The 22,370-nt window shown below is 63.7% G+C and carries 21 protein-coding genes; 12 read left to right on the top strand and 9 right to left on the bottom strand.

The annotated features are described in order from the left end of the window. The first annotated feature begins 23 nt into the window (after positions 1–23). Positions 24–995, top strand: a complete 972-nt coding sequence (locus ACP3TE_RS05325; protein ID WP_426735664.1) for a D-2-hydroxyacid dehydrogenase family protein — start codon at positions 24–26, stop codon at positions 993–995. Here the strand turns inward: ACP3TE_RS05325 and ACP3TE_RS05330 are convergent. Beyond that, the gene (locus tag ACP3TE_RS05330; protein WP_332727251.1) at positions 964–1,677 is read right to left on the bottom strand and encodes a phosphatase PAP2 family protein; all 714 of its coding nucleotides are present in this window, start codon (positions 1,675–1,677) and stop codon (positions 964–966) included. The genes ACP3TE_RS05325 and ACP3TE_RS05330 overlap by 32 nt on opposite strands. A 63-nt stretch (positions 1,678–1,740) precedes the next feature. On the opposite strand from ACP3TE_RS05330, the gene ACP3TE_RS05335 reads away from it, so the two are divergent. The 6 genes from ACP3TE_RS05335 (at position 1,741) to ACP3TE_RS05360 (ending at position 9,033) form a co-directional block, all read left to right on the top strand. Next, a complete protein-coding gene (locus ACP3TE_RS05335) occupies positions 1,741–2,199 on the top strand; it encodes a 23S rRNA (pseudouridine(1915)-N(3))-methyltransferase RlmH (protein WP_426735666.1) in 459 nt (152 codons plus the stop codon). Positions 2,200–2,262: 63 nt separating this feature from the next. Beyond that, positions 2,263–2,727, top strand: coding sequence for a hypothetical protein (locus ACP3TE_RS05340; RefSeq protein ID WP_426735668.1), 465 nt, complete (start codon positions 2,263–2,265; stop codon positions 2,725–2,727). Positions 2,728–2,840: 113 nt separating this feature from the next. Further along, on the top strand, positions 2,841–3,194 hold the full coding sequence (locus ACP3TE_RS05345) for a hypothetical protein (RefSeq protein ID WP_426735670.1): 354 nt from the start codon (positions 2,841–2,843) through the stop codon (positions 3,192–3,194). After that, positions 3,178–3,480 (top strand): transcriptional regulator, encoded by a 303-nt coding sequence (locus ACP3TE_RS05350; protein ID WP_105658582.1) that lies wholly within the window; start codon positions 3,178–3,180, stop codon positions 3,478–3,480. The genes ACP3TE_RS05345 and ACP3TE_RS05350 overlap by 17 nt, the downstream gene beginning before the upstream one ends. 39 nt (positions 3,481–3,519) lie before the next feature. After that, positions 3,520–8,184, top strand: coding sequence for an ATP-dependent helicase (locus ACP3TE_RS05355; RefSeq protein ID WP_426735672.1), 4,665 nt, complete (start codon positions 3,520–3,522; stop codon positions 8,182–8,184). A 24-nt stretch (positions 8,185–8,208) separates the two neighbouring features. Next, positions 8,209–9,033 (top strand): DNA-formamidopyrimidine glycosylase family protein, encoded by an 825-nt coding sequence (locus ACP3TE_RS05360; RefSeq protein WP_105658584.1) that lies wholly within the window; start codon positions 8,209–8,211, stop codon positions 9,031–9,033. A gap of 22 nt (positions 9,034–9,055) precedes the next feature. On the opposite strand, the gene ACP3TE_RS05365 is transcribed toward ACP3TE_RS05360, so the two are convergent. Continuing rightward, complete coding sequence (locus ACP3TE_RS05365) at positions 9,056–9,892, bottom strand: PhzF family phenazine biosynthesis protein (protein ID WP_332594857.1); 837 nt, start codon at positions 9,890–9,892, stop codon at positions 9,056–9,058. A 60-nt stretch (positions 9,893–9,952) separates the two neighbouring features. Between ACP3TE_RS05365 and ACP3TE_RS05370 the strand changes: the two genes are divergently transcribed. Then, complete coding sequence (locus ACP3TE_RS05370; RefSeq protein ID WP_332487417.1) at positions 9,953–10,975, top strand: pseudouridine synthase; 1,023 nt, start codon at positions 9,953–9,955, stop codon at positions 10,973–10,975. A gap of 72 nt (positions 10,976–11,047) precedes the next feature. After that, entirely contained in the window at positions 11,048–11,947 is a 900-nt protein-coding gene (locus tag ACP3TE_RS05375; protein WP_426735674.1) for a hypothetical protein, read from the top strand. Between the two features lie 25 nt (positions 11,948–11,972). Here ACP3TE_RS05375 and ACP3TE_RS05380 read toward each other — a convergent pair whose 3' ends face one another. Further along, positions 11,973–12,749 (bottom strand): SDR family NAD(P)-dependent oxidoreductase, encoded by a 777-nt coding sequence (locus ACP3TE_RS05380; protein WP_426735676.1) that lies wholly within the window; start codon positions 12,747–12,749, stop codon positions 11,973–11,975. A gap of 138 nt (positions 12,750–12,887) precedes the next feature. After that, complete coding sequence (locus ACP3TE_RS05385) at positions 12,888–14,336, bottom strand: MDR family MFS transporter (RefSeq protein ID WP_426735678.1); 1,449 nt, start codon at positions 14,334–14,336, stop codon at positions 12,888–12,890. A gap of 210 nt (positions 14,337–14,546) precedes the next feature. Here ACP3TE_RS05385 and ACP3TE_RS05390 point away from each other — a divergent pair, with 210 nt between their 5' ends. Next, positions 14,547–15,086 carry an NUDIX hydrolase family protein gene (locus tag ACP3TE_RS05390; RefSeq protein WP_105658590.1) on the top strand — a complete coding sequence of 180 codons (540 nt, stop codon included), beginning with the start codon at positions 14,547–14,549 and terminating at the stop codon, positions 15,084–15,086. Here the strand turns inward: ACP3TE_RS05390 and ACP3TE_RS05395 are convergent. Continuing rightward, positions 15,083–16,180 carry an FUSC family protein gene (locus ACP3TE_RS05395; protein ID WP_426735679.1) on the bottom strand — a complete coding sequence of 366 codons (1,098 nt, stop codon included), beginning with the start codon at positions 16,178–16,180 and terminating at the stop codon, positions 15,083–15,085. The two genes, ACP3TE_RS05390 and ACP3TE_RS05395, sit on opposite strands and share 4 nt — an antisense overlap. 133 nt (positions 16,181–16,313) lie before the next feature. On the opposite strand from ACP3TE_RS05395, the gene tgt reads away from it, so the two are divergent. Further along, entirely contained in the window at positions 16,314–17,612 is a 1,299-nt protein-coding gene (gene tgt, locus ACP3TE_RS05400; protein WP_105658591.1) for a tRNA guanosine(34) transglycosylase Tgt, read from the top strand. 78 nt (positions 17,613–17,690) lie between these two features. Here tgt and ACP3TE_RS05405 read toward each other — a convergent pair whose 3' ends face one another. The 4 genes from ACP3TE_RS05405 to ACP3TE_RS05420 form a co-directional block, all read right to left on the bottom strand. After that, complete coding sequence (locus ACP3TE_RS05405) at positions 17,691–18,146, bottom strand: GNAT family N-acetyltransferase (RefSeq protein ID WP_332594861.1); 456 nt, start codon at positions 18,144–18,146, stop codon at positions 17,691–17,693. Between the two features lie 13 nt (positions 18,147–18,159). Then, positions 18,160–19,758, bottom strand: coding sequence for a hypothetical protein (locus ACP3TE_RS05410; protein WP_426735681.1), 1,599 nt, complete (start codon positions 19,756–19,758; stop codon positions 18,160–18,162). Then, positions 19,748–20,443: an ABC transporter ATP-binding protein gene (locus ACP3TE_RS05415; RefSeq protein WP_105658594.1), complete on the bottom strand. Its 696-nt coding sequence runs from the start codon at positions 20,441–20,443 to the stop codon at positions 19,748–19,750. Before ACP3TE_RS05415 ends, ACP3TE_RS05410 begins: the two co-directional genes overlap by 11 nt. A 66-nt stretch (positions 20,444–20,509) precedes the next feature. After that, positions 20,510–21,220, bottom strand: a complete 711-nt coding sequence (locus tag ACP3TE_RS05420; protein WP_426735683.1) for a queuosine precursor transporter — start codon at positions 21,218–21,220, stop codon at positions 20,510–20,512. A 355-nt stretch (positions 21,221–21,575) separates the two neighbouring features. Between ACP3TE_RS05420 and ACP3TE_RS05425 the strand changes: the two genes are divergently transcribed. After that, positions 21,576–22,283: a TetR/AcrR family transcriptional regulator gene (locus ACP3TE_RS05425; protein WP_365943046.1), complete on the top strand. Its 708-nt coding sequence runs from the start codon at positions 21,576–21,578 to the stop codon at positions 22,281–22,283. Positions 22,284–22,370 lie beyond the last annotated feature (87 nt).

Below are 22,370 nucleotides of genomic sequence, written 5' to 3' on the forward strand. Positions count from 1 at the left end.
CTGAAGGTGCCTAGGATGAATCCATGCGCATTGCAATCCTGGATGATTACCACAACGTGGCCCGCTCGCTGGCCGATTTCGACGGCCTCGCCGTCGCCCTGGACGCCGAAGTCACTGTCTTCACCGAGCACCTGGGCCACGAGGACAGCACCGTCGTCCAGGCGCTGCAGCCCTTCGACGCCATCGTCGCCATGCGCGAACGCACGCCTTTCCCGGCCGCCCGGCTCAATGCCCTGCCCAACCTGAAGCTGCTGGTCACCACCGGCCGCCGCAACGGATCCATCGACCTGCAGGCTGCCAAGAACCAGGGCATCGTGGTCAGCCACACCGGCTATGTGGCTACCGATGCCGCCGAGCACACCTGGGCGCTGATCCTCAGCGCCGCGCGCCGACTGGACGTGGAGCTGTTTTCCGCGGACCGCCCGCTGGCGGCTGGCTCGGGCTGGCAGACCACTTTCGGACTGGGCCTGTCCGGCAAGACCCTGGGCGTCTACGGCCTGGGAAATCTGGGAGCGAAGGTTGCGAAGGTCGGCTTGGCCTTCGGCATGCGGGTCATCGCCTACAGCCAGAATCTCACCAAGGCCCGCGCCACCGAAGTGGGCGTGGAGCTGGTCTCCGAAGCCGAGCTGTTCTCCACCAGCGACATCGTCACCGTGCACCTGAAGCTCTCGGAGCGCAGCACCGGGGTCATCGGACCCAAGCAGCTGGCGTGGATGCGTCCCGATTCCATCCTGGTCAACACCTCGCGCAGCAGGATCGTGCAGACCGACGCGCTCATCGACGCGCTGGACAGCCGGCAGTTGCACCTGGCCGCGGTGGATGTCTTCGACGTGGAACCGCTGCCGGCCAAGGACCGGCTGGCCGCTACCCGGGGCGTGATTGCCACCCCGCATATCGGCTATGTGACCATCGAGCAGTTCGAGATGTTCTACAGCGACGCGGTGGAAGACATCCGCGCGTGGGCTAGCGGCGCACCGATCCGGGTGCTGGCCTAGGGACCTGCGGCCGCGGCACGAAGTAGTAGTGCAGGATCGCCACGACGGCGGCCCATGCGGCCCCGATCAGCAACCCCACCAGCACGTCAGAGACCCAGTGGTGCCCGATGTAGATTCGGGAAGCTCCCATCGCCAGGACGAATAGCGCCGCGACGATGGAGATCAGGTACGCGTAGCGGCGCAGCCCGTAGATGATCGCCAGGTAGCTGGCGATGCCGATCAGCGCGGCCGAGTTCAGCGTGTGCCCGCTGGGGAACGAAAAGGTCTGCGGCGGCGCCGGGCCTCCGGGAACGCCTTGGGGACGCGGCACCTGGAGGCTTGTCTTGAGAATAACGGTCAGCAGGACCGAGACCAGTGCAGTGAACGCGATGGCCGCCAACGGCCACGCGCTGCGGGTTTTCCAGCACAGCAATGAGGTGATCACCAGCATGATCATGGTCATTCCCGGTGTGGATCCCCAGAAGTACAGGAAGTCGGAGACCGCAAACAGGAACGGCGACTGGTGCTCCAGTGCCCATTGGTAGGCTGGGGCGTCCAGATCCTTGGCCCATCCGCCCGCGTGCAGGGAGACCAGCACCCTGCGGGTGAAGTAGAACATGGCGACGACCAGCCCGAAAATGATCCATAGCACCTGTGCGCCGCGGGAACGTTGGCCTTGCCGGAAATACCATGAGGATCGCATGGCTTCCATCGTATCGGGATGGGCGCGAAGCGCTGAACTCGATCGATGCGGAACAATGGAAGCATGACGATCAAGGTGCTGGCAGTTGGCAAGAAACACGAATCCTGGGTGGACGAGGGTATTTCCCGCTACGGGAAGCGGCTGAAGAAGCCCTTCGACCTCACCTGGCAGCTGCTGAACCATTCCTCGCGCGAGAACGACGCGGCCCGCACCGAGGAGTCGGCCCGCATCCTGGCGAAAATCGATGACCGCGACTTCGTGGTTCTGCTCGATGAGCGCGGAAAGAACGTGGACTCCCCTGCGTTGGCCAATACTTTGCGCACCCCGATTGATGCTTCGCGCAGTGTCGTGATCATCATCGGCGGCGCGTACGGCGTGGACGCATCCGTGCATGCGCGGGCCAATTTCATCTGGTCGCTTTCGAAGCTGGTCTTCCCGCACCAGCTGGTGCGCTTGATCCTCACCGAGCAGCTCTACCGCGCGCAGGACATCCTGGCAGGCGGGAAGTACCATCACGTTTAAGCCATTCCCTTGACTTTCCAACTTGGAAAGACAAGACTTTTCATAACGGAAAGTAGGGAAATCATGGCTGAGGGGCAAGAACGAATCGACAAGCTGACCGCCGCGGAGCGCCTGGCCTCCGCGGACCAGGCCTCGAACAAGATGGTCGCTGCCGGCACTTCTTCCCGGGCCACCCTCTTCGTGTACGTGGTGCTCGGGAGCACCGCGATGAGTCTTGAACATGTCCTTTCGCCAAAGATGGCTCTGGCGTTATTCGCGGTGGCTGTCGTTGCAGCCCTCGTGCACTACGTGATTATGCGCAGCCGCGCCAAGATGCGCCCTTTGCTCAGCAGCTCGGCAACCTACGGCTGGTACGCGTTCCTGGCTTCAATGATCGTGATGTGCCTGCGCTTTTGGGTCGCCGAGGACCCTTGGAGCATCGGTGCGAAATTAGTCGTTTCCTGCACCGCCTTATGGCATTTGCTTTCCTCCGCGCAAACGGCATGGGACAAGGACCGTGTGCAAGATGCCCAGGAAATGGCGGCCTAGCCAGGTGAACAATTCGCAGATCCCCTCGGAGCGCGAAGCCGCTTCCCAACTCGCCGCGGCCGAAGAAGCCGCGAGCGGCACCGTCAGCGCCACCGAAGCCCCCCGGGGCATTCATGATTGTCCTGGGCATCGTCACGGCGGCAATCTTTTCGCTCTACGGAGTCATCGACATCGCCCTTTGGAGCTGGTCGCCGGTGCTCTATGTGCCATTGATCGCCTGGTACGCCTACTGGTCGCGCCAGCGGCCCAAGTCCCGCCCTGCATTGAGGCACTCGGGCAAATACATCGCTGTCATGCTGTTCATGATGCTCGCCCTGCAATTGTGCACCTTCTGGATTCCCCAGACTTGGCTGTTCGCGATACCCAAATTCCTCGCATTGGCCGCTGTCTTCACCGGTTCCCTGTGGATCATGCGCCGCGAAACCATCAAATCCCGCATCAAGGATGGAAATGAACAAGCCATCTAGCAATGCGCAATTCGACGAGCTGATCCATGCACCCATCCGGCTGCGCATTTGCGCCAGCCTCGCCCCGGTGCAGTGGGCAGAATTCGCGCACCTTCGCGGCATCCTCGATGTCGCCGACTCCGTCTTGAGCAAGCACCTCAAGCAGCTCGCCGATGCCGGGTATATCGGCATCGAGCGGTTCACCAAGCTGGGGCGCAGCCATATGCGCGTTTCGCTGACCAAATCCGGACGCCGGGCCTATGTCAGCCATGTGGCGGCCCTGCGGGAGATCACGGCGGGCGGATAATGGCCGATCTTGTCGTTCGCAGACCGTAGTATCGATTCCATGAGCGATGTCCTGTCCCGGTTCGGCGCAGCCACCCGCAAGTGGTTCACCGACGTCTTCTCCGCGCCCACCGTTGCCCAGAGTGGCGCCTGGGAATCCATCTCGGACGGGAAGCACACCCTGGTCATCGCGCCTACCGGCTCGGGCAAGACCCTGGCCGCGTTCCTCTGGGCACTGGACCGGCTGCACCACGCGGAACTTGACGCTCCAGCATTGCCGGGGATGGACTCCGATGCCGATCATCCAGCAGGCAATGGCACCAAGGTGCTCTACATTTCTCCGCTGAAGGCCCTCGGGGTCGACGTGGAGCGCAACCTGCGTTCTCCGCTCGCTGGCATCCGCGCCACCGCGCACGAAATGGGCTTGTCCCAGCCGTCGGTGTCGGTGGGAGTGCGCTCGGGAGACACCCCGGCCAACGACCGGCGCAAGCTGCTCAAGGACCCGCCCGAAATCCTGATCACCACGCCCGAGTCGCTGTACCTGATGCTCACCAGCCAAGCACGCAAGTCCCTTGCCGAGGTGCACACCGTCATCATCGATGAGGTCCACGCGATTGCCAATACCAAGCGCGGAACCCATTTGGCCCTGTCACTGGAACGGCTCGACGCGCTGCTGCCCGCCCCGGCCCAGCGCATCGGGCTCTCTGCCACCGTCGAGCCGCCCGAAGAAGTGGCCCGCTTCCTGGCCGGATCCGCCCCGGTGAACATCGTGCGCCCGCCGTCCACCAAGAAATGGGAGTTGGCGGTGCGCGTCCCGGTGGAAGACATGACCGACCTGCCTTCCGCGGCCGGAGCGCATGATCTGGGTCCGGGTTCCTCCCCCGCGGCATCGGCGAGCATTTGGCCGCATGTGGAGAACCAGCTGGTGGATCTGGTGCTGGACAACCATTCGACCATCATCTTCGCCAACTCCCGCCGGCTGGCCGAGCGGCTGACCGGGCGGCTGAACGAAATCTACGCCGAACGCGAGGGATTCAGCGCCGAGGATGCAGCCACCTCCACCCCTGCAGCGCTGATGGCCCAGGCCGGCTCCACCGCTGCCGCGCACCCGGAAGCTCCGTTATTGGCCCGTGCCCACCACGGCTCGGTGTCCAAGGATTCGCGCGCCCAGATCGAGGAAGACCTGAAGCTGGGCAAGCTGCGCGCCGTGGTGGCCACCAGCTCCCTGGAACTCGGCATCGACATGGGGCTGGTGGATCTGGTGATCCAGGTCGAATCCCCGAACTCGGTCTCCTCGGGGCTGCAGCGCGTGGGCCGTGCCGGGCACCAGGTCGGCTCGGTCTCCCGGGGCGCTTTCTTCCCCAAGCACCGGGCGGACCTGCTCTCCACCGCCCTGGTGGTCACCCGCATGCGCCAAGGAGCCATCGAGAAGATGGTGATCCCCGCCAACCCGCTGGATGTGCTGGCGCAGCAGACCCTGGCCGCGGTGGCCATGGACGACTTGGACGTAGAGCAATGGTTCGACACCGTGCGCCGCGCCGCCCCCTACCAGCAGCTGCCGCGCAGCGCCTATCTGGCCACCTTGGACATGCTCTCGGGCAAGTACCCTTCGGATGAATTCGCCACGCTCAAGCCGCGGCTGATCTGGGACCGGGATGCCGGCACCCTCACCGCCCGGCCCGGGGCGCAGCGCCTGGCCGTGATTTCCGGCGGCACCATCCCGGACCGCGGGCTGTTCGGGGTTTTCCTGGCCGGATCCGAGGATGACAAGGCGCCCAAGCGCGTGGGCGAGCTGGACGAGGAAATGGTCTACGAATCGCGCGTCGGAGACATTTTCGCCCTCGGGGCGACCAGCTGGCGCATCGAGGACATCACCCACGACCGGGTGCTGGTCACCCCGGCCTTCGGCCAGCCCGGAAAGCTGCCCTTCTGGCACGGCGACGGGCTGGGACGCCCGGTGGAACTCGGGGCGGCGCTGGGCGAATTCACCACGAAGCTGCTGGCCAGCGAACGCACCGAAGCGGCCGAAGTGCTGCACGGCAGCGGGCTGGATCCGTTCGCCGCGAACAATCTGCTCAACTACCTGGACGAGCAGCGCCGGGCCACCGGCCAGGTGCCCAACCACCAGAATTTCGTGGTCGAGCGCTTCCACGATGAACTGGGCGACTGGCGGGTCATCCTGCACTCCCCGTTCGGCTTGGCCGTGCACGCCCCGTGGGCGCTGGCCGTCGGCGCGCGGGTCCGCGAACGCTGGGGGCTGGACGCCTCGGCGATGGCCGCCGACGACGGGATCGTGCTGCGCATCCCCGCCATGGACGATGAGCCGCCCGGGGCGGACCTCTTCGCCTTCGAAGCCGACGAGATCATCGAGGTGGTCACCTCGCAGGTGGCCAATTCCGCGTTGTTTGCCTCCCGCTTCCGCGAATGCGCCGCCCGCGCGCTGCTGCTGCCGCGGATCAACCCGACCAAGCGCACCCCGCTGTGGCAGCAGCGCCAGCGTGCCAGCCAGCTGCTGGATGTGGCCCGCAACTACCCGGACTTCCCGATCATCCTGGAAACCGTGCGCGAATGCCTGAATGATGTCTACGATCTGCCGGCGCTGTCCAGGATCCTCTCCAGCATCTCCTCGCGGGCCATCCGCCTGGTGGAAGTGACCACCGAGCTGCCTTCGCCCTTCGCCCAATCCCTGCTTTTCGGCTACGTGGCGCAGTTCCTCTACGAATCCGACGCGCCGCTGGCCGAACGCCGCGCCGCCGCCCTGAGCCTGGATCCGGTGCTGCTGGGCGAATTGCTCGGGCGCAACGACGTGCGCGAGGTGCTGGACCCGCAGGTCATCTCGGCCTTGCAGGAGCAGCTGCAGCATCTGGCAGCCAACCGCCGGTTGGCGGGCATGGAAGGCGCCGCGGACCTGCTGCGGCTGCTGGGTCCGCTGGACGCCGGGCAGCTGGCCGCCCGGCTGCGCGATCCGGCCGATGACGAGGCGGCGCTGGATCCTGCCAGCGCCCGGGCCCACGCCGAGGCCCTGGTTTCCACGCGCCGGGCTTTCACCCTGCGCCGCTCCGGCCAGCTGGTGTACGCGGCCATCGAGGATGCCGGCAAGCTGCGCGATGCGCTGGGCACCCCGCTGCCCACCGGCATCCCGGCGGCCTTCCTGGAGCCTGCCACCGCTCCGATCCAGGACCTGGTCTCGCGCTTCGCCCGCACCCACGCCCCGTTCACCCTCGGGGAGCTGGCCGCGCAGCTGGGACTGGGCGTCGCGGTGCTGCGCCCGGTCCTCGACCAGCTGGTGGCCGCCGGCCGCTTGTCGCTGGGGGCCTTCCGCCCGCTGGAGCTCGTCCCCGAAGGCGTGGCCGGCGACGAATACTGCGACGTGGCGGTGCTGCGCACCATCCGCACCCGATCCCTGGCGGCGCTGCGCGCCGAGGTGGAGCCGGTGGACCAGCACACCTACGGGCGCTTCCTGCCGGCCTGGCAGCAGATCGGTTCTTCGCTGCAGGGAGCCGACGGCGCCTATGAAATCGTTGCCCAGCTCGCCGGCGCCGAGGTCCCCGCCTCCGCCCTGGAATCCTTCGTGTTCCCGGCCCGGCTGAGGGGCTACCAGAATTCCTGGCTGGATGAGCTGTGCAGCTCCGGGGATATCCTGATCTGCGGCGCCGGAGCCGCCGGCGGCAAGGACGGCTGGCTGTCGCTGCACACCGCCGAGCATGCAGCGCTGAGCCTTCCCCAGCCCGATGCCAGCGCGCTGCAAGCCCTGGACCTGCGCGTGCTCCAGGCCTTCGAGTCCACCGGCGCCTACTTCGCCGAGGAGCTGGCCGGGCGCATCCACCGCAGCGATGAGCCGGCGGCCAGCAGCCACGAGGTCGCCGAATCCTGCTGGAGGCTGTTCTGGGCCGGGTACATTTCACCGGATACCATGGCGCCGATCCGCGGCTACCTGGCCGGCGGAAGCACCGCGCACAAAATCGCCAAGCCCGCCCCGCGGGCCCGCGCCGCACGATTGAACCGGCTCTCCGGGCTGAACCGGCTGGCCCGGGAACAAGCCGGCGGGCCGGCGCGCGGCTCGCGCGGCGCGGCCCGCTGGTCGCTGCTGCCCGCACCGGTAGCGGACCCCACGATCAGCGCCCACGCCACCGCGGAAATCATGCTGGAACGCTACGGGGTGCTCACCCGCGGCTCGGTGGCCGCCGAGTCGGTGCCCGGCGGCTTCGGCCAGCTCTACCGGGTGCTCTCGAAGCTGGAAGAAGCTGGCCATGCCCGGCGCGGCTACTTCGTCGAGAAGCTCGGCGCCGCCCAGTTCTCCACCTCCACCACCATTGACCGGCTGCGCGGATTCCAGCTGGCCGATGACCCGCGCCGCCAGCCGGTGGCCACGGTGCTGGCTTCCACCGATCCGGCGAACCCCTATGGCGCGGCGCTGGCTTGGCCTGCGACCGAAACCGGGCACCGCCCCGGGCGCAAGGCCGGCGCAATCGTCGGGCTGCTCGACGGGGCCCTGAGCCTCTATCTGGAGCGCGGCGGGCGCACGGTGCTGACCTTCGGGCAGCTGCCCGAGCCGTCCTGGCGCATCCTCGCCACGGCGATGGTCGCCGCGCTGCGCACCGCCCAGGTCGACAAGATCGCCATCGCCACGGTCGACGGGCAGCCGGTGCAGGGCCATCCGGTCGGCGCCGCCCTGCTGGGCGCCGGTTTCTATGCGACGCCCCAAGGCATCCGCTTCCGCCGCTGACCCGCTATCGAAGGAGCGCTGCCCATGCCCGAAGGCGATACCGTCTACCGCGCCACCGCCCGCCTGCACCAGGCGCTGGCCGGCGAAATCCTGCTGGCCTCCGATTTCCGCGTCCCGGCCCTGGCCACCGTGGACGTCGCCGGGTACACGGTGCGCGAGGTCATCCCCCGGGGCAAGCACCTGCTGATGCGCCTGCAGCCGCCGGCTACTGCGAACCCGGCCTTCGCCCAGCCTGCGCTGACCTTGCATTCGCATCTGCTCATGGAAGGGCGCTGGGATCTCTATGCGCCAGGCGAACGCTGGAAGCGCCCGGCGCATACCGCCCGGGTGGTGCTGGAAACAGCAAACGCCAAGGCCGTGGGCTTCGAGATCGCCCAGGTGAAACTGCTGCCAACCGAACAGGAATCCGAGGTGGTCGGCCATCTGGGACCCGACCTGCTCGGGCCGGACTGGGATGCGCAACGGGCGCTGGACAACCTGCGCGCCGATCCGCAGCTGGGCATCGGCCAAGCGCTGCTGGACCAGCGGATCATGGCCGGGGTGGGAAATGTCTACCGCAGCGAGATCCTGTTCCTGCGGCGCGTGCATCCGCTCACCGCGGTGGGCGAGGTGGCCGGCCTGCCGGCATTAATCGAACTGGCCCACCGCTTGCTGGTGGTGAACAAGGACCGGTCGCGGCGGGTGACTACCGGGCAGCCGCGCACCCGCGACCCGCTGTGGGTCTACGGCCGGGCGTCGAAGCCCTGCCTGCGCTGCGGAACCCGCATCGGGCTGCTGCGCATTCCCTCGGCTTCCACCGGTGCCGAGCGGGACTGCTACCTGTGCCCTTCCTGCCAGCCAGCGGCCTAGGCGGCGGGGCGCGGCTGCAAGCCTAGAGGTCGACTTCGCCCTGCACGCAGCTGTTCACGTCGCCTCCCACCCAGACCACGCCGTCCTCCACGCGCAGATGCACCCGGCCCTGGTACCCGATCGCGGTGCCTTGGGCGGCGATGTAGCGTTCGGGAGCCAACCCGGAATCGGCCAGCCACCGGGCCAGGCCCGCATTGAGGCTGCCGGTGGCCGGGTCTTCCCACACTGGGTCCCCGCCGACGAAAGCACGCACTTCGAACTGCGTGCCGGCCCCTGGCTCCTGCGGACCTGCAACCCCGATGGCCAGCGTCCCCAGGGCGTTGGGATCCGGGTCCAAGGCCAGTACCTGCTGCGCACTGGAGAGCCTCACCCCGATCCATTCCGGGCCGTTGACCAGCCATGAGGCATCCTGGATCTGCTCCCGGGGAATCGCCAGTACCTCGGCGATGCGCTGCACCAGCAATTCGGCAACCGGTTCGTAGCGGGTCAGCGGCGGGGCAGCGAACCATAGCCGTTGCGGCTCAACGCGCACCTCCACCAGCCCGGCGGCGCATTCCTGGATGACCCGTCCCTTCTTCTTGGGAACCCCGCCGGCCTTCAGCCAGGCAAAGGCCGAGCCCAGCGTCGGGTGGCCGGCGAAGGGGAATTCCTGGGTGGCAGAGAAGATCCGCACCCGGTAGTCGGCGGCCGGATCCTCCGGTTGCATCAGGAACGTGGTCTCGGCCAGATTGGTCCACTTGGCAAATCCTTGCATCTGCCCGCTGGCCAGGCCTTCTGCATCGTGGACCACAGCCAAGGGGTTGCCCAGATATGCAGTGGGAGAAAAGACGTCGACTTCGCTGTATTTACGCATGGCCATCGAACCAACCTAGCAGACCGCGGCCTGCGCGGTCCTGGCAAAGATGGGAGAATAGCCCCTATGGCTATGGAATCCCCGCTTCCCGTGCGCAACGGCGTCAATGCAACTCGTCTTCGCCTCCCGCGGACCGGTTCGTGGGCAACTGTCGCAGATTATTTGCTTGAGCGCTTCGGCCATGTGGATCCAGAGGGCATCCTGCGCCGCTTCGATGATCAGCAGATCGTTGGCTTGGGCGGCACTCCGCTCACCCGCCAGACGCCCCTGGGCGAGCACGAATTCATTTGGTACTACCGTTCCCTGCCGGTAGAAACTCCCATTCCCTTTGAAGCCAGGATCCTGCACCAAGACGAGCATCTGCTGGTCGTGGACAAGCCGCATTTCCTCCCCACCACACCCGGCGGACGCTTCATCCAGGAATCCGCGCTGGTGCGCCTGCGCAACCAGACCGGCATCGATGATTTGGTGCCGATGCACCGGCTGGACCGGGCCACCGCCGGGGTCATTCTTTTCGCGGTGAATCCGGCGACCCGCGGCGATTACCAGATGCTCTTCGAACGCCGCGAGATCGCCAAGCGCTACAAGGCGGTGGTCGCCCTGCAGCCGGGCGAAGGCCTGGAAACTGGACGGGTGCTGCATCCAAATGGGGAGCATTCGCAGGTCAAACCGGAATCCGAGCTGCGTGACCTGCTGCAGCGGATGCCGCTGCTCTTCGAGAACCGGATGGCCAAGGTCAAGGGCCAGCTGCGTTCCATTGTGGAAGAAGGCGAACCGAACGCCCAGACCCTGGTCAAGCTCGAGGCGATCGGGACGAGCACCGGTTTCCATGCCGGGCTGGAGGTCGCCTTGATGGATCTGGAACCGCGATCGGGCAAGACCCATCAGCTGCGGGTGCACCTGGCTTCCTTGGGCCTGGGCATCATCAATGATGCGTTCTATCCGCGGTTGTGGGATCTGGCCCCGGATGACTACCGGCGCCCGCTGCAATTGCTGGCGCACACCATTTCCTTCACTGATCCGCTGACCGGCCACGCGCGCAGCTTCAGCTCGCAACAGCGGCTACTGGAAGCGCCGTCGGTCCCATAACCCCTTCTCACGCGGGAAGAATTGCCCTAGGCTGGTGCCTATTATCCCGTGACCGGTAAGGATGAAGGCAAGATGGCCGAACACCAGCGGACCCCGCAACTCGATTCCCTGGTGGAGTCGGCCCAGTCTGCCATTGCTTCGGCGGCAGAACGGTCCTCCTTCGCGTTGCCCTACGCGGCGCCGGATCATCGCCCCAACCCTGCAGTGGAACCTTTCGATACGGTCCGCGGCTACCTCTTGGGCGCTTCGGGCTTATTGCTGCTGCTGACCTCGTTGGCGTTGCCTTCCGGCCTGCATGGACGCGCGCCGTCCAGCCTGCTGGATACCAGCCTGGTGCATTCGGTGTTGTGGCCGGCAACTGCCATCGCGCTGGTCCTCAGTGCCGCGTTTTCGCTGCGCCGCGACCAGCTTTCGGCGCGACGCCAGCGAATCATTTCCCTTTATTCGATCCCGGCCACAGCGATGATGGCCTGCGCCATCACCCTGGCCTCCGGGTTCTTGGTCATCAGCGCTGCCATCCTGGCAACCATTGCTTCGCTGCTGTCCCTGTACGGCGTGCTCCAGCTGAACAGGAATACTGCGCGAAACCGCATGGAGCGCTGGGCAACCGATGCCCCGGTAAGCTTCTTTGCCGGTTCCAGCCTGGTCTATGCCCTGCAGCTCTGGTTTGCCGCCGCCGGATGGAATGACGGCGGGCAGGGACTTCTTGCTGTGGTGGTGGCGGCCGGAATTTCAGTGGTTGCCGCCGCCTTCGCCCACTCGGAGCGCGGCCGCCACGCCTTTGCCAGCGGCTTCGGAATCTGCATGATCGCCGCTGCAATCCAGGGCTGGCTCAATGAGTCCGCGCCGCTGTGGGTCTGCGCGGTCTGGATCTTCATGGCCTTGCTGGTCTTCCTGATGGCCGAGAACCGCCGGTTCCAGATCAGCCATGCCGAGCACCGTGCGCAGCGCGGCAAGCCCATAGAGTTCTAGGACTGGCCGCGCCCGCCACGGGTGCCTAGCGTGGCGTCATGCGGATGGCTCCATCAAGGCGAATGGTTTCGCCGTTGAGCATCGGGTTGGCCACGATGTGCTCCACCAATGCCGCGTATTCTTCCGGACGTCCAAGACGCGAAGGATGCGGCACCTGGGCTCCGAGCGAGTCCTGGGCAGCCTGCGGCAGGCCGGCCATCATCGGCGTGTGGAAAATGCCCGGTGCGATGGTCATGACGCGGATCTGGTGGTTCGCCAGCTCGCGAGCCAGCGGAAGGGTCATGGCCGCTACTGCTCCCTTGGAGGCCGCATAGGCCGGCTGCCCGATCTGGCCGTCAAAGGCCGCCACCGACGCGGTGTTGATGATGACCCCGCGTTCGGTGCTCCCCTGCTCATCACTCAGCGCTTCGCTATGCGCCATGGCTTCTGCGGCCAGGCGGATCACGTTGAAGGTGCCGTTGACATTGATGTCCAGCACCTTGGCGAAGCGCTCCAGCGGCAGCACTCCCTCGCGGCCCAGCACCTTGCCCGGTGTTGCCACACCGGCGCAATTGACCAGCACCCGCAGGGTGCCAAGTTCCTTGGCACGTTCGATGCCGGCAGCCACCTGCTGCGCGTCAGTCACATCAGCTGGCACGAAGCGGACATTCGCGCCGATCTCGGCGGCGATTTCATCGCCATCCTCACGCGGCAGGTCGAGAACCACCACATGCCTGGCCGCGGTGGCCAGCTTCTGCGCCGTGGCACGTCCCAATCCCGATAGGCCGCCGGTGACCAGAGCGACTGAATCCTGCAACTGCATGTTTACCCCTTTGTAGACAGTGGTCTTGTGATCTACATTACTGGCCAGTTGCGTGGAGGCGAAGAATCTTGGCCGCAGGCATGGAAAAACCGCTGGACCCCGCGATGGGATCCAGCGGCTCTTGCACTGTCCTGCAGCCTAGTGGCTCGGAACCGTCGCAGGCTCGGCTTCGACTCCAGCCGATTTCTTCTTGCCCCCAAGCAGGAAGCCGATCACCACGATGCCGATGCTGCAGCCGGCACCGATCAGGAAGCCAGGCTGGAAGCCTTCGACCGAAGCGGTCAGCGGATCGCTGCCAGCTGCGATCTTCGCGGCGGTGGATGAGGCGACAACGCCAACCAGCAGGGCGGTGCCCATGGCGCCGGCCAACTGCTGCAAGGTCGAGAGCAGGGCCGAACCGTGCGAGTGCAGGCTGTGCGGCAGCGGGTTCAGCGCAGTGGTGAAGGCCGGGGTGAAGATGAAGGCCAGGCCCAAGCTCATCACCAGGTGCATGACCACCAGCAGCCAGATCGGAGTGTCCACATCCAGGACCACCGCGTAGCCCAGCAGCGAAACCAGCAGCACCAGGGCGCCGGGAACGATCAGCGGACGGGCGCCGACCTTGTCGTAGAGCTTTCCGACCAATGGCGCCAGGACACCCATCAGCAGACCGCCCGGGAGCATGATCAAACCGGTGGTCAGGGTTTCAATGCCCAACACGTTGGTGAAGAACATCGGCAGCAGGATGATCACGCCGAACAGCGAAATCATCGAGAACATCATCAGCACCAGCGAAAGGGTGAAAGCCCTGTAGTTCAGCGGACGCAGATCCAGCAGCGCCTTGTCTTCCTTCTGCAGGTTCAGCTGCAGGAAAACGAAAGCGAGCAGGCACAGAATCGCGCCAACAAGGATGCCCAGGTTGAGCGGGGTGACGCCAACCGACAAGCCGCTGAGGCCGTAGACCAGGCCACCGAAACCCGGGATGGCCAGAATCAGCGAAGGAATGGACAGCGGCGTCGAGGCGCCGTCAACGTCCTTGGACAGTCGAGGGGTGCCAATCAGCAGAGCTGCTACCGCGATCGGGATGATCACGATGAACATGAATCGCCACGACAGGTACTGCAAGATCAGTCCGGATACCGTCGGGCCGATGGCCGGGGCTACGGAGATCACGATGGAGACATTGCCCATCAGCACGCCGCGGCGCTCAGCAGGGACCAGATGCAAGATGGTGGTCATCAGCAGCGGCATCATGATGGCGGTGCCGCTGGCCTGGATCACACGGGCCACCAGCAGGACGCTCAGGCCCGGCGCGAGGGCAGCCAGCAGGGTGCCCAGAGTGAACAGGCCCATGGCCAAGACGAAGACATTGCGGATGCTCATCCGCTGAAGCAGGAAGCCGGTCATTGGAATGACCACGGCCATAGTCAGCATGAAGATGGTTGACAGCCACTGAATTGCGTCAGCGGTGACATTGAATTCATCCATCAGAACAGGCAGGGCCACGTTCATGATGGTCTCGTTCAGGATGACCACGAAGCTGGAAACAATCAGCACCGCAATCGTGGTGAAGTTCTGTTTGCTCAGTCGTTCTGGAGCGTTCGTCACGGCAGGAATCTGCTTCCACGAGGATTCGGAAAAAGGAAACGCTATCTGACGCTTGCGGCTGCTTCGCTGGGCAAGGAAGTTCAAATAGCTCTATCGATTTTATCGCTTGGGATTGCGGTGCACTAGGGGTGCAGGAAACCTTATAGGTGAGTTCGGCAACACAGATCCAGCTTCACGGAATGTCGAGGGTTTGTGTACGAAGATAGAACCATGAACGTGCGCACTCCTGACCCATACCCTGGATGGCTCTCCGAAGAAGACCTCTACGAGGCACGGCAGCGCCTGCCCATGCTCTATGTCGAGGCCATTCCCGTGCGCCTGGACCCGCTGGGCTACGTCAACGAGGTGGGCCTGCTGCTCACCGGCGATGATGACGGGCGCATGCTGCGCACCTTCGTTTCGGGGCGAGTGATGTACCGCGAGACCATACGCGCCGCGTTGATCCGCCACATCGAAAAGGACCTGGGCACCATGGTGCTTCCGCAGCTTCCGGCTTCACCGGTGCCATTCACCGTTGCAGAATACTTCCCGGCACCGAGCGAAACCGGCCTGACCGATGATCGCCAGCATGCCGTATCCATGTGCTACATCGTGCCGGTTCGCGGCGAGACCAGCCCTCGCTCCGATGCGTTGGAGCTGACCTGGCTTTCGCCCAGCGAAGCGCTCAGCTCGGACATCCAGGGCGAGTTCGCTGGCGGTCGAGAAAATATTCTTCGTCAGGCATTAGCCCATGTCGGAGTGAATATCTAGCCCTGCTGCCCATTGCTTGGAATGATTCCCTGCCGGCGCTTGATGATCGATCCAACCCAGCTTCCCAAGAGCACCCCGAGCATGCCCACGGTGCAGCCGATCAGGGTCTCGACCACGCGGTCGTACATCACCGAGCCGCTCAGGCCCGTCACCAGCGAGACGCCCACGAGCGCCATCGGGGTAATGAAAACCTGCGCCAGGAAATAGTTGCGCATGACCAGCAGCTCGGCCATGAATTGGCAAATGGCGATGAAGGCGAGCAGGATCCAGACCTGCGGGTTCAGGAAGATCAAGATCGCCATCAGGACCATGCCTGCCAGGGTGCCGAGCATTCGGTGCACGCCGCGCCGGATGCGCAAGGTCGTGGTGTGCCCGACCAGGGGAACCACCGCGGCCACCATCGCCCAGTAGTTGTGCCCGGCTTCCAGGCTGCTGCCCACGGTATTGGCCAAGGCACCGGCCACGCCGGCCGTCAGGATGTAGAACAGCCCTTCCCACCAGATGGCCTTGCGGACGTTATCCGATAGTGGCGGCAGCGGGGTGCGCTTCCACAAGCTGGTCCACTGCCCGAGTGCACCGGCCGCACCGATGGCTACCGACAACAAGATCGTCAAGGCCGACACGAGCAGGGCTTCGCCGATTGGCGCGGGGACGGGGATGGAGGCAATTGCCGCAAATGCGAAGATGTGGAACAGCGAACCGCCGGGCCGCAGCCGCATGAAACCCACCAGCACCGAGCAGGCACCGGCCACGAGAGTCGTCGCGCCAACTACTTGCCACTGCTTGATTCCAGGGTCCGAATGGTCGATCCACCAGTGCGAAGCGGCCAGCGCCAGAGCGATTACCGCGAAGAACAAGGCCCCGGAACGCACCTGCATCCGCAACCGGTTCCAGTAGCCGTCCACGCGCCCATACACGCCGGTAAAGGCGCCGAACACGGCAAAGACCACAAGGTCTAGCCGGTCAATCGCGAAGAGCGTGATCAGAGGCGCAAAAACACCGATGCCGGTGCGCAGGCCGATCCAATGGTCCTTGCGGGCAGGCCCCAGCGTAATGAGCGCCTTGGCGGATTCCTTCAGATTCTCCAGACCCACATCTTCCTTCCGTCGCGTTGGACACAACACGTACGCTCCATTATTCGCGCTTTGCCTTGTGAAGCGTTAGGTTTTGGCGCACATTGCCCCTGTCGTTTTCCTCACCGCGCGGTTAATACGGCACACTTGGTACGTGTCCGAAAAGAACTTTGACCCCAGTGCCCCGCATGCCCGCCAGGATGAATTCGGCTTTGAAGTCGGAACCCGGCTGACCGCTCCGGACGGTTCCCCGATGTTGGGACGTACCGGCGTTATCCGTACCCCGCACGGCGACGTCAAGACGCCCGCGTTCATTGCGGTAGGCACCAAAGCTACCGTCAAGGCAGTCACCCCGGTGCAGGTTCAGGAGCTTGGCGCGCAGGCTGTGCTGTCAAACGCCTACCACCTGTATCTTCAGCCAGGCGCGGATATCCTCGATGAAGCTGGCGGACTAGGCAAGTTCATGGGCTGGCAGGGGCCGACCTTCACCGACTCCGGCGGATTCCAGGTCATGAGCCTGGGCTCGGGCTTCAAGAAGGTCATCGACATGAAGTCCGTAGACCAGTCTGGTCCGGACGACGCCGTGGCCCCGGGCAAGGAACGCCTGGCCAATGTGGACGAGGACGGCGTCTGGTTCAAGTCCCATCTCGACGGCACCAAGCACCGCTTCTCCCCTGAGATCTCCATGGGCGTGCAGCACCGGATCGGCGCGGACATCATGTTCGCCTTCGACGAGCTGACCACCTTGCAGAATTCCCGCGGCTACCAGGTCGAGTCCCTGGAGCGCACCCGGCGCTGGGCCGAGCGCTGCATTGCCGAGCACTTTGCATTGACCGATTCCCGCGAAGGCAAGGAATACCAGGCCCTGTTCGGCGTCATCCAGGGCGCCCAGTACGAGGACCTGCGCCGCAAGGCCTGCCAGGATCTGGGGGCCATGGCCTTCGATGGCTTCGGCATCGGCGGCGCCTTGGAGAAGGAAAATCTGGGAACCATCGTCGGCTGGTGCGCCGAAGAGCTTCCAGAGAACAAGCCGCGCCACCTGCTGGGCATTTCCGAGCCGGATGACGTCTTCACCGCGATTGAGAATGGTGCCGATACTTTCGACTGCGTCTCGCCCACTCGCGTTGCGCGCAACTCGGCGTTCTATACCCCCTGGGGCCGTTTCAATCTTTCCGGCGCACGCTACAAGCGGGATTTCACTCCGCTGGTGGAAGGCTGCGAGTGCTATGCCTGCAAGAACTTCACCCGTGCGTACATTCACCACCTGTACAAGGCCAAGGAACTGCTCAGCCACACGTTGATTTCCATCCACAACGAGCAGTTCACTGTTTCGCTGGTTGAATCCGCGCGCCAGGCGATCGAGGACGGAACCTTCTTCGAGCTCAAGGACAAGGTGCTCTCCAGCTACTACGCCGGCGAACCGGATCCGCAGGGCCAGCCGGCCGCCCTGTAGCCAAGGGCCGCAAAGCAGTCGAGGCATCGATTCTCCACGCACGGGGCAGTGCAAGGAGAATCGAAGCCTCGGGCTTTTCTAGGCCGAAACGCCCTGCCCTGCGCGGGTCATCGGCAAATGCATGATCCCGTCGTCGTCATAGTCTTCTCCGGAGCGGAGGAAACCGAACTTTCCGTACCAGCCCTCCAGCTGGGTCTGGGCGCTGAGCTGGATCTCCGCCTCCGGAGCGCAAAGCGCCACGGCACGCTGCATGAGTTCCCCGGCCAGGCCCCGGCCTCGGGCTTCTGCGGCCGTTGCAACCCGCCCAATGCGCGGAGTGCCGCTTGCGCTGTCCATGATTCGCACAGTACACAGCACTTTCCCGTTCTCGGTGGCCACCAGATGCACAGTGCCGGCATCCAGATCGCGGCCATCGATGTCCGGGTAGCACGATCGCTGCTCGACGATGAATACCTCGGCACGCAGTTTCAGTATTGAGTAGAGCAATTCTGCGGAAAGCCCATCGGGCTCGTGGATGGAAATCAAATCGTTCATCCTCCAAGACTACCTACGCCCCCGCGCCCAGCTTCCTGCCGGAAACTTGAACCAGGGCACTTGCACCAAAGAGCATTGCCGCGATCCACAGCAACAAGGGAATGGGAGTACCGGGGCTGAGCACCAAGAAGAAAATTGGCGAGAACGTGGCAGCTGCCCGAAGGAAAGTCGCTGTTTCCAGGAAAAGATACGTGGCCACGGCCGACTCGCTGGTGGCTCCCCCGAGTAATGCATCCCAGTCCCGTTCTTCCCTGCTGGCGTGGGCACTGCTTGCCGCAGCACACCCCAACGCGGCGACCAGGCCTGCGGCGATCCAAAGCCAAATGCGATCCAGCTGGATCATGCCCAGCATTCCCAGCCCGCCGGTCAAGAACAGCAAGGCGGTGGCTGAAAAGAGCATTGCATACAGCGTTGCTGCCCGCATCAGGCGCTGTTCCGAAATCCCTAGAAGCTGGGTGAGCTGCCGTTCGGAAACGAGCGGTGCAATGGTCGCGGAAATGCTCAAGGTGAGAACCAGGCAGAGCACCAGGTAAAAGGCCGCTGCGCTCAGCGGGTTGGCAATTCGCTGAACCGTGGCGGCCAACGCGAAAGCCAGGAGCAGGAACCCGGCCACCGAATGCCAACGGCCTCCCCTCAGCAAACGGAGGCAGAGAATGCGCCACGCCACCGGCAACTTGGCGGTGAGCTTGCCACCGCGTGCGCGCCTGCGGCTAATAGCGGATGTCGCCGGAGCCGAGAGGCCTCGCGAGTCGCCCTGCATCAAAGCCCCCACGGCGAATTGCTGGTGCTCTCCGGCAAAACGCAACGCCTGGCCCGGAATCTGGTCAAAATGGCGAAACGCACCGTACGTACTCGCGCCGCTAAGTACCAGGATAACGAGCAAGGCGAGCACCCAGGCAGCCGGCTTCAAGGTGGCCGCAGCCATAGCGCCAACCAGGCTTTGGGCCCAAGGAATCTGGAACATCAAGAGCATCCACAGCACGGCCAAGGCGATGAGCAGCCCGAGGCCCACCCAGTCGCAGATCCGTCGCGCAGCTATTTGGTGGTTCTTCCCCTGGATCGCCGTGGCCGCGTTGGCAAGCCCGACACCGGCCACTGCGAAGCAGGCGAGCCCAAGGACTGCAACGGGTACCGGGAGCGATCCGGCCAGCCCCAGCATCACGATCAGCCACAACGCACCGGCAAAGCTGCTCGCGAAAAGACCGATGAGCACCGCATTTCGCCAAGTCGGCTGGCGGATAGCCCGGAGCTTGACCGGTAGCGGCAGCCACCAGTCGGCCTTGGCCGCACTGAGCCCGCAAGGCCCCAGGTAGAGCATGAGCCGAAAGGTTGCCAAGCCGGCCAAGGCCAATAGCACGAAAGAGAGGTCCTGCAAGCGCCAGACGGCGCTGGGCAGCTTTTGGTGCGCTACGCCCTCGCCCAAGAGCACAAACAGCATGCCAAAGAGTGCGCTGAAGAGGTAGGCCAACGCCACCAGCGCGGCCAGCACCCAGACATAGGCATCGGAAAAGCTGTCGAATTTCTCGGAGAAATTCCGCCGCTTCTTGGCTCTATTGACCAGTTCTCGAGGATTGAAATCAACGGCATGGCTTGCAACCCGGCTAGCGCTCAAGCCACTGCGCCCCTGCCTGCGGATCAAGCAGTTCACCCTCGTCTTCATCCAGAAGCAGCACTTGGTCCACGCAGCTTCGCACCATCAGCGGATCATGGGTCACCGCTAGCAAAGTTGTTCCCCTGGCGCGTACCCCGGCAAGCCGCTGGTACAGCTTCTGCCTGATACGCAGGTCCAGGCGTTGTTCCGGTTCGTCAAGAATCAGCAGTTCTGCCGGACGGATCAAGGCCGCGGCGAGCAGCAGCTTACGGCGCTGGCCAGAAGACAGCTCGCCGGGAAGGTGATCGGCAGCAGCAGTGATTTCGAAGAAGTCGAGTTCTGCTTGGACTAACTGGGCCCAATCATCCAGTCCGTGTCCACGAGCGACCATTTCCAGATGTTCGCGCACGGTGAGTTCTTCGAAGAAGGCGCCGTCGGTGACCTGTACTGCGACGGTACGGCGAAAATGCTCCGAGCTTTCATTCACGGGAAGGCTTTGGAACTCGACGGTGCCTTCCACCGGAATGAGATGTCCCAGGATGGTGCGGATCAGTGTTGATTTTCCGCTGCCATTGGCACCGATAATTCCTAAGCCAGCACCGGGAGCCAGCTGCAGGTTGATCGGCCCGCAGATCACGCGATTGGGATAGCCAATGGTCAAGTCGCGTGCTTCTAGCTGAACTTCAGCGCTTTGACCTGTCTGCATGCCATCGATTCTAGTGTCCGGATACAGCTGTGGGCATCGCCCTCACGGATGATGCCCACAGGATCACTAGCTTGCGACGGCCGCTTGGCTGTAGCCAGGTTCGCGCTTCTTGAACCATTTGATGACCATCGAGGTCACCGGAACAAACAGGACCTCCACGGCAGTCTTGTAGATGAAGCCCACCACCACGTAGTTGATGAATGTCGGTGCATCGGCGATGCCGATAACTGGCGCTGCAATGGCACAGAAGATCAGGGTATCCAGGAACTCCCCAACACCGCTGGAGCCGATCAAGCGGAGAATCAGCCCACGCTCGCCGGTGCGTTCCTTGAGCTTGACCAGCACCCATGAGTTGACCAGCTGCCCCACCAGGAAGCCGCAGGCGGAGGCAACGACGATCTGCCAGATCGGGCCAAGGGTGCGCTCAAATGCGTCTTGCCCGTCGTAGAACTCGGCTGATGGCAATTGGATCATGACCCAGAAGCAGAACACTGCGAAGAATGCCAAGGCGAAAGTCACCAGAATTGAACGGCGAGCCGCCTTCAATCCGTAGACTTCCGCAATGACGTCGCCCAGAATGTAGGCCAGCGGGAAGAGGAAGAAACCGCCATCGGTGATCAGCGGACCGAAGCTGACACCTTTGGAGGCGCCGATATTCGAAAGAATCACGACCGCGCCCATCAAGGTGAGCACCGTGGAGAAGTAGGGAGAACCCGAAGAAGCGAAAACCGCGTTCTTGGTTCGAATCAGATTGTTGCTGGCGTTGGAATCGCCCATGAAATTTTCCTTGTCAAAGTGGTTCGCCAGAACATCGCTAAAAGGCACGGCCCTGCCCACGAATCAAAAGGGTGAAGGTTCCATGCCTGCGCGCTGTCCCGCTGTATTAGCACTTACGCAACAAGTATCCCATGCATAACTGCGGCCACGTTCTCACCTGTTGAAGACCAACCATGTTTCAGAAATCAAAGAATTCCAAAATTCATATCTCACTTGAATGTCTTCGAACTATAAATTCGAGGAAACAAATAGTGCAGTGACCGTCCTCCCGTACATCAGCATGAAAATTTTCCTTTTTTGAACGCGTTCAAATAATTGGTAGAATCGGATCCACCCACTTCCATCCAAAGGCTCCATGACAACGCAACCACGCACCGAAAAAGGCCAGCAGACCCAAGCCAAGCTCTTGGCAACTGCCTTGGAGTGCTTTGCCACGGACGGATATAAAGCCTCGAGCATGCGTGCCATTGCTTCGAACGCAGGGGTTTCCCTGTCGCATGCGTACTACTACTTCAAGTCCAAAGAGGAGATCGTTGCCCAGCTCCTGCTGAACCTGCGCAGGGAGCAATATGATCTTTGCGCGGGGATGCTCGCAGAGGGAAATACCCTCGAAGCCAACATCCGCGCAGTACTCGACACGGGCGTCGAAGCGTTGGCTCCCTATCACGATTTCGGGCCTGCGTTCCTGCGTCTGATGCTCGCGCGCGATATGGGCAACGACGAGATTTCCAGCATTGAATTGGAGATATGGGAGAAGGTCGTTTCCGGATCCCGCCCGTTGCCCCCATTGGGCATACGACGCGATCTGCCGAAGTTCTTACTGCTGGTTTCCCGCCAGATCTTCTCGGCGTGGGCTTTCGACCAGTCGCCGCAGCAGCGCCGATCCAGACTTCTGATGAAGAACATGGCACCGGTTGCCGCCAAGTTCGCGGTGCTCTGCCGCTTGCCTGTGGTGCGCTCGCTCTTTGAAGATGTGCTGGCACTGATGGATCCAGGGCCAGCAGGGATTGCCGAGGTGTCCATGGCAGATCCTTCACCGCTGAGACGGCCGAAAGCCTCCTGAAAAGCCGCGGATTGCGCGCGTCGGCATACACCCTGACACAGAGTTCCGTATCACCGCGTCTTAAGGCGTAAAGTCAAACATGCCGAT

This window comes from Glutamicibacter sp. 2E12, assembly GCF_050030965.1.
Classification (GTDB): Bacteria; Actinomycetota; Actinomycetes; order Actinomycetales; family Micrococcaceae; genus Glutamicibacter.

Coding starts and splice junctions, on each gene's coding strand:
- ACP3TE_RS05330 (WP_332727251.1), bottom strand. CDS start 1,677: ATGCGATCCTCATGGTATTTCCGGCAAGGCCAACGTTCCCGCGGCGCA.
- ACP3TE_RS05420 (WP_426735683.1), bottom strand. CDS start 21,220: ATGGGCGATTCCAACGCCAGCAACAATCTGATTCGAACCAAGAACGCG.
- ACP3TE_RS05360 (WP_105658584.1), top strand. CDS start 8,209: ATGCCCGAAGGCGATACCGTCTACCGCGCCACCGCCCGCCTGCACCAG.
- ACP3TE_RS05340 (WP_426735668.1), top strand. CDS start 2,263: ATGGCTGAGGGGCAAGAACGAATCGACAAGCTGACCGCCGCGGAGCGC.
- ACP3TE_RS05345 (WP_426735670.1), top strand. CDS start 2,841: ATGATTGTCCTGGGCATCGTCACGGCGGCAATCTTTTCGCTCTACGGA.
- ACP3TE_RS05380 (WP_426735676.1), bottom strand. CDS start 12,749: ATGCAGTTGCAGGATTCAGTCGCTCTGGTCACCGGCGGCCTATCGGGA.
- ACP3TE_RS05335 (WP_426735666.1), top strand. CDS start 1,741: ATGACGATCAAGGTGCTGGCAGTTGGCAAGAAACACGAATCCTGGGTG.
- ACP3TE_RS05375 (WP_426735674.1), top strand. CDS start 11,048: ATGGCCGAACACCAGCGGACCCCGCAACTCGATTCCCTGGTGGAGTCG.
- ACP3TE_RS05350 (WP_105658582.1), top strand. CDS start 3,178: ATGAACAAGCCATCTAGCAATGCGCAATTCGACGAGCTGATCCATGCA.
- ACP3TE_RS05405 (WP_332594861.1), bottom strand. CDS start 18,146: ATGAACGATTTGATTTCCATCCACGAGCCCGATGGGCTTTCCGCAGAA.
- ACP3TE_RS05425 (WP_365943046.1), top strand. CDS start 21,576: ATGACAACGCAACCACGCACCGAAAAAGGCCAGCAGACCCAAGCCAAG.
- ACP3TE_RS05325 (WP_426735664.1), top strand. CDS start 24: ATGCGCATTGCAATCCTGGATGATTACCACAACGTGGCCCGCTCGCTG.
- ACP3TE_RS05355 (WP_426735672.1), top strand. CDS start 3,520: ATGAGCGATGTCCTGTCCCGGTTCGGCGCAGCCACCCGCAAGTGGTTC.
- ACP3TE_RS05390 (WP_105658590.1), top strand. CDS start 14,547: ATGAACGTGCGCACTCCTGACCCATACCCTGGATGGCTCTCCGAAGAA.
- ACP3TE_RS05370 (WP_332487417.1), top strand. CDS start 9,953: ATGGCTATGGAATCCCCGCTTCCCGTGCGCAACGGCGTCAATGCAACT.
- ACP3TE_RS05415 (WP_105658594.1), bottom strand. CDS start 20,443: ATGCAGACAGGTCAAAGCGCTGAAGTTCAGCTAGAAGCACGCGACTTG.
- ACP3TE_RS05365 (WP_332594857.1), bottom strand. CDS start 9,892: ATGGCCATGCGTAAATACAGCGAAGTCGACGTCTTTTCTCCCACTGCA.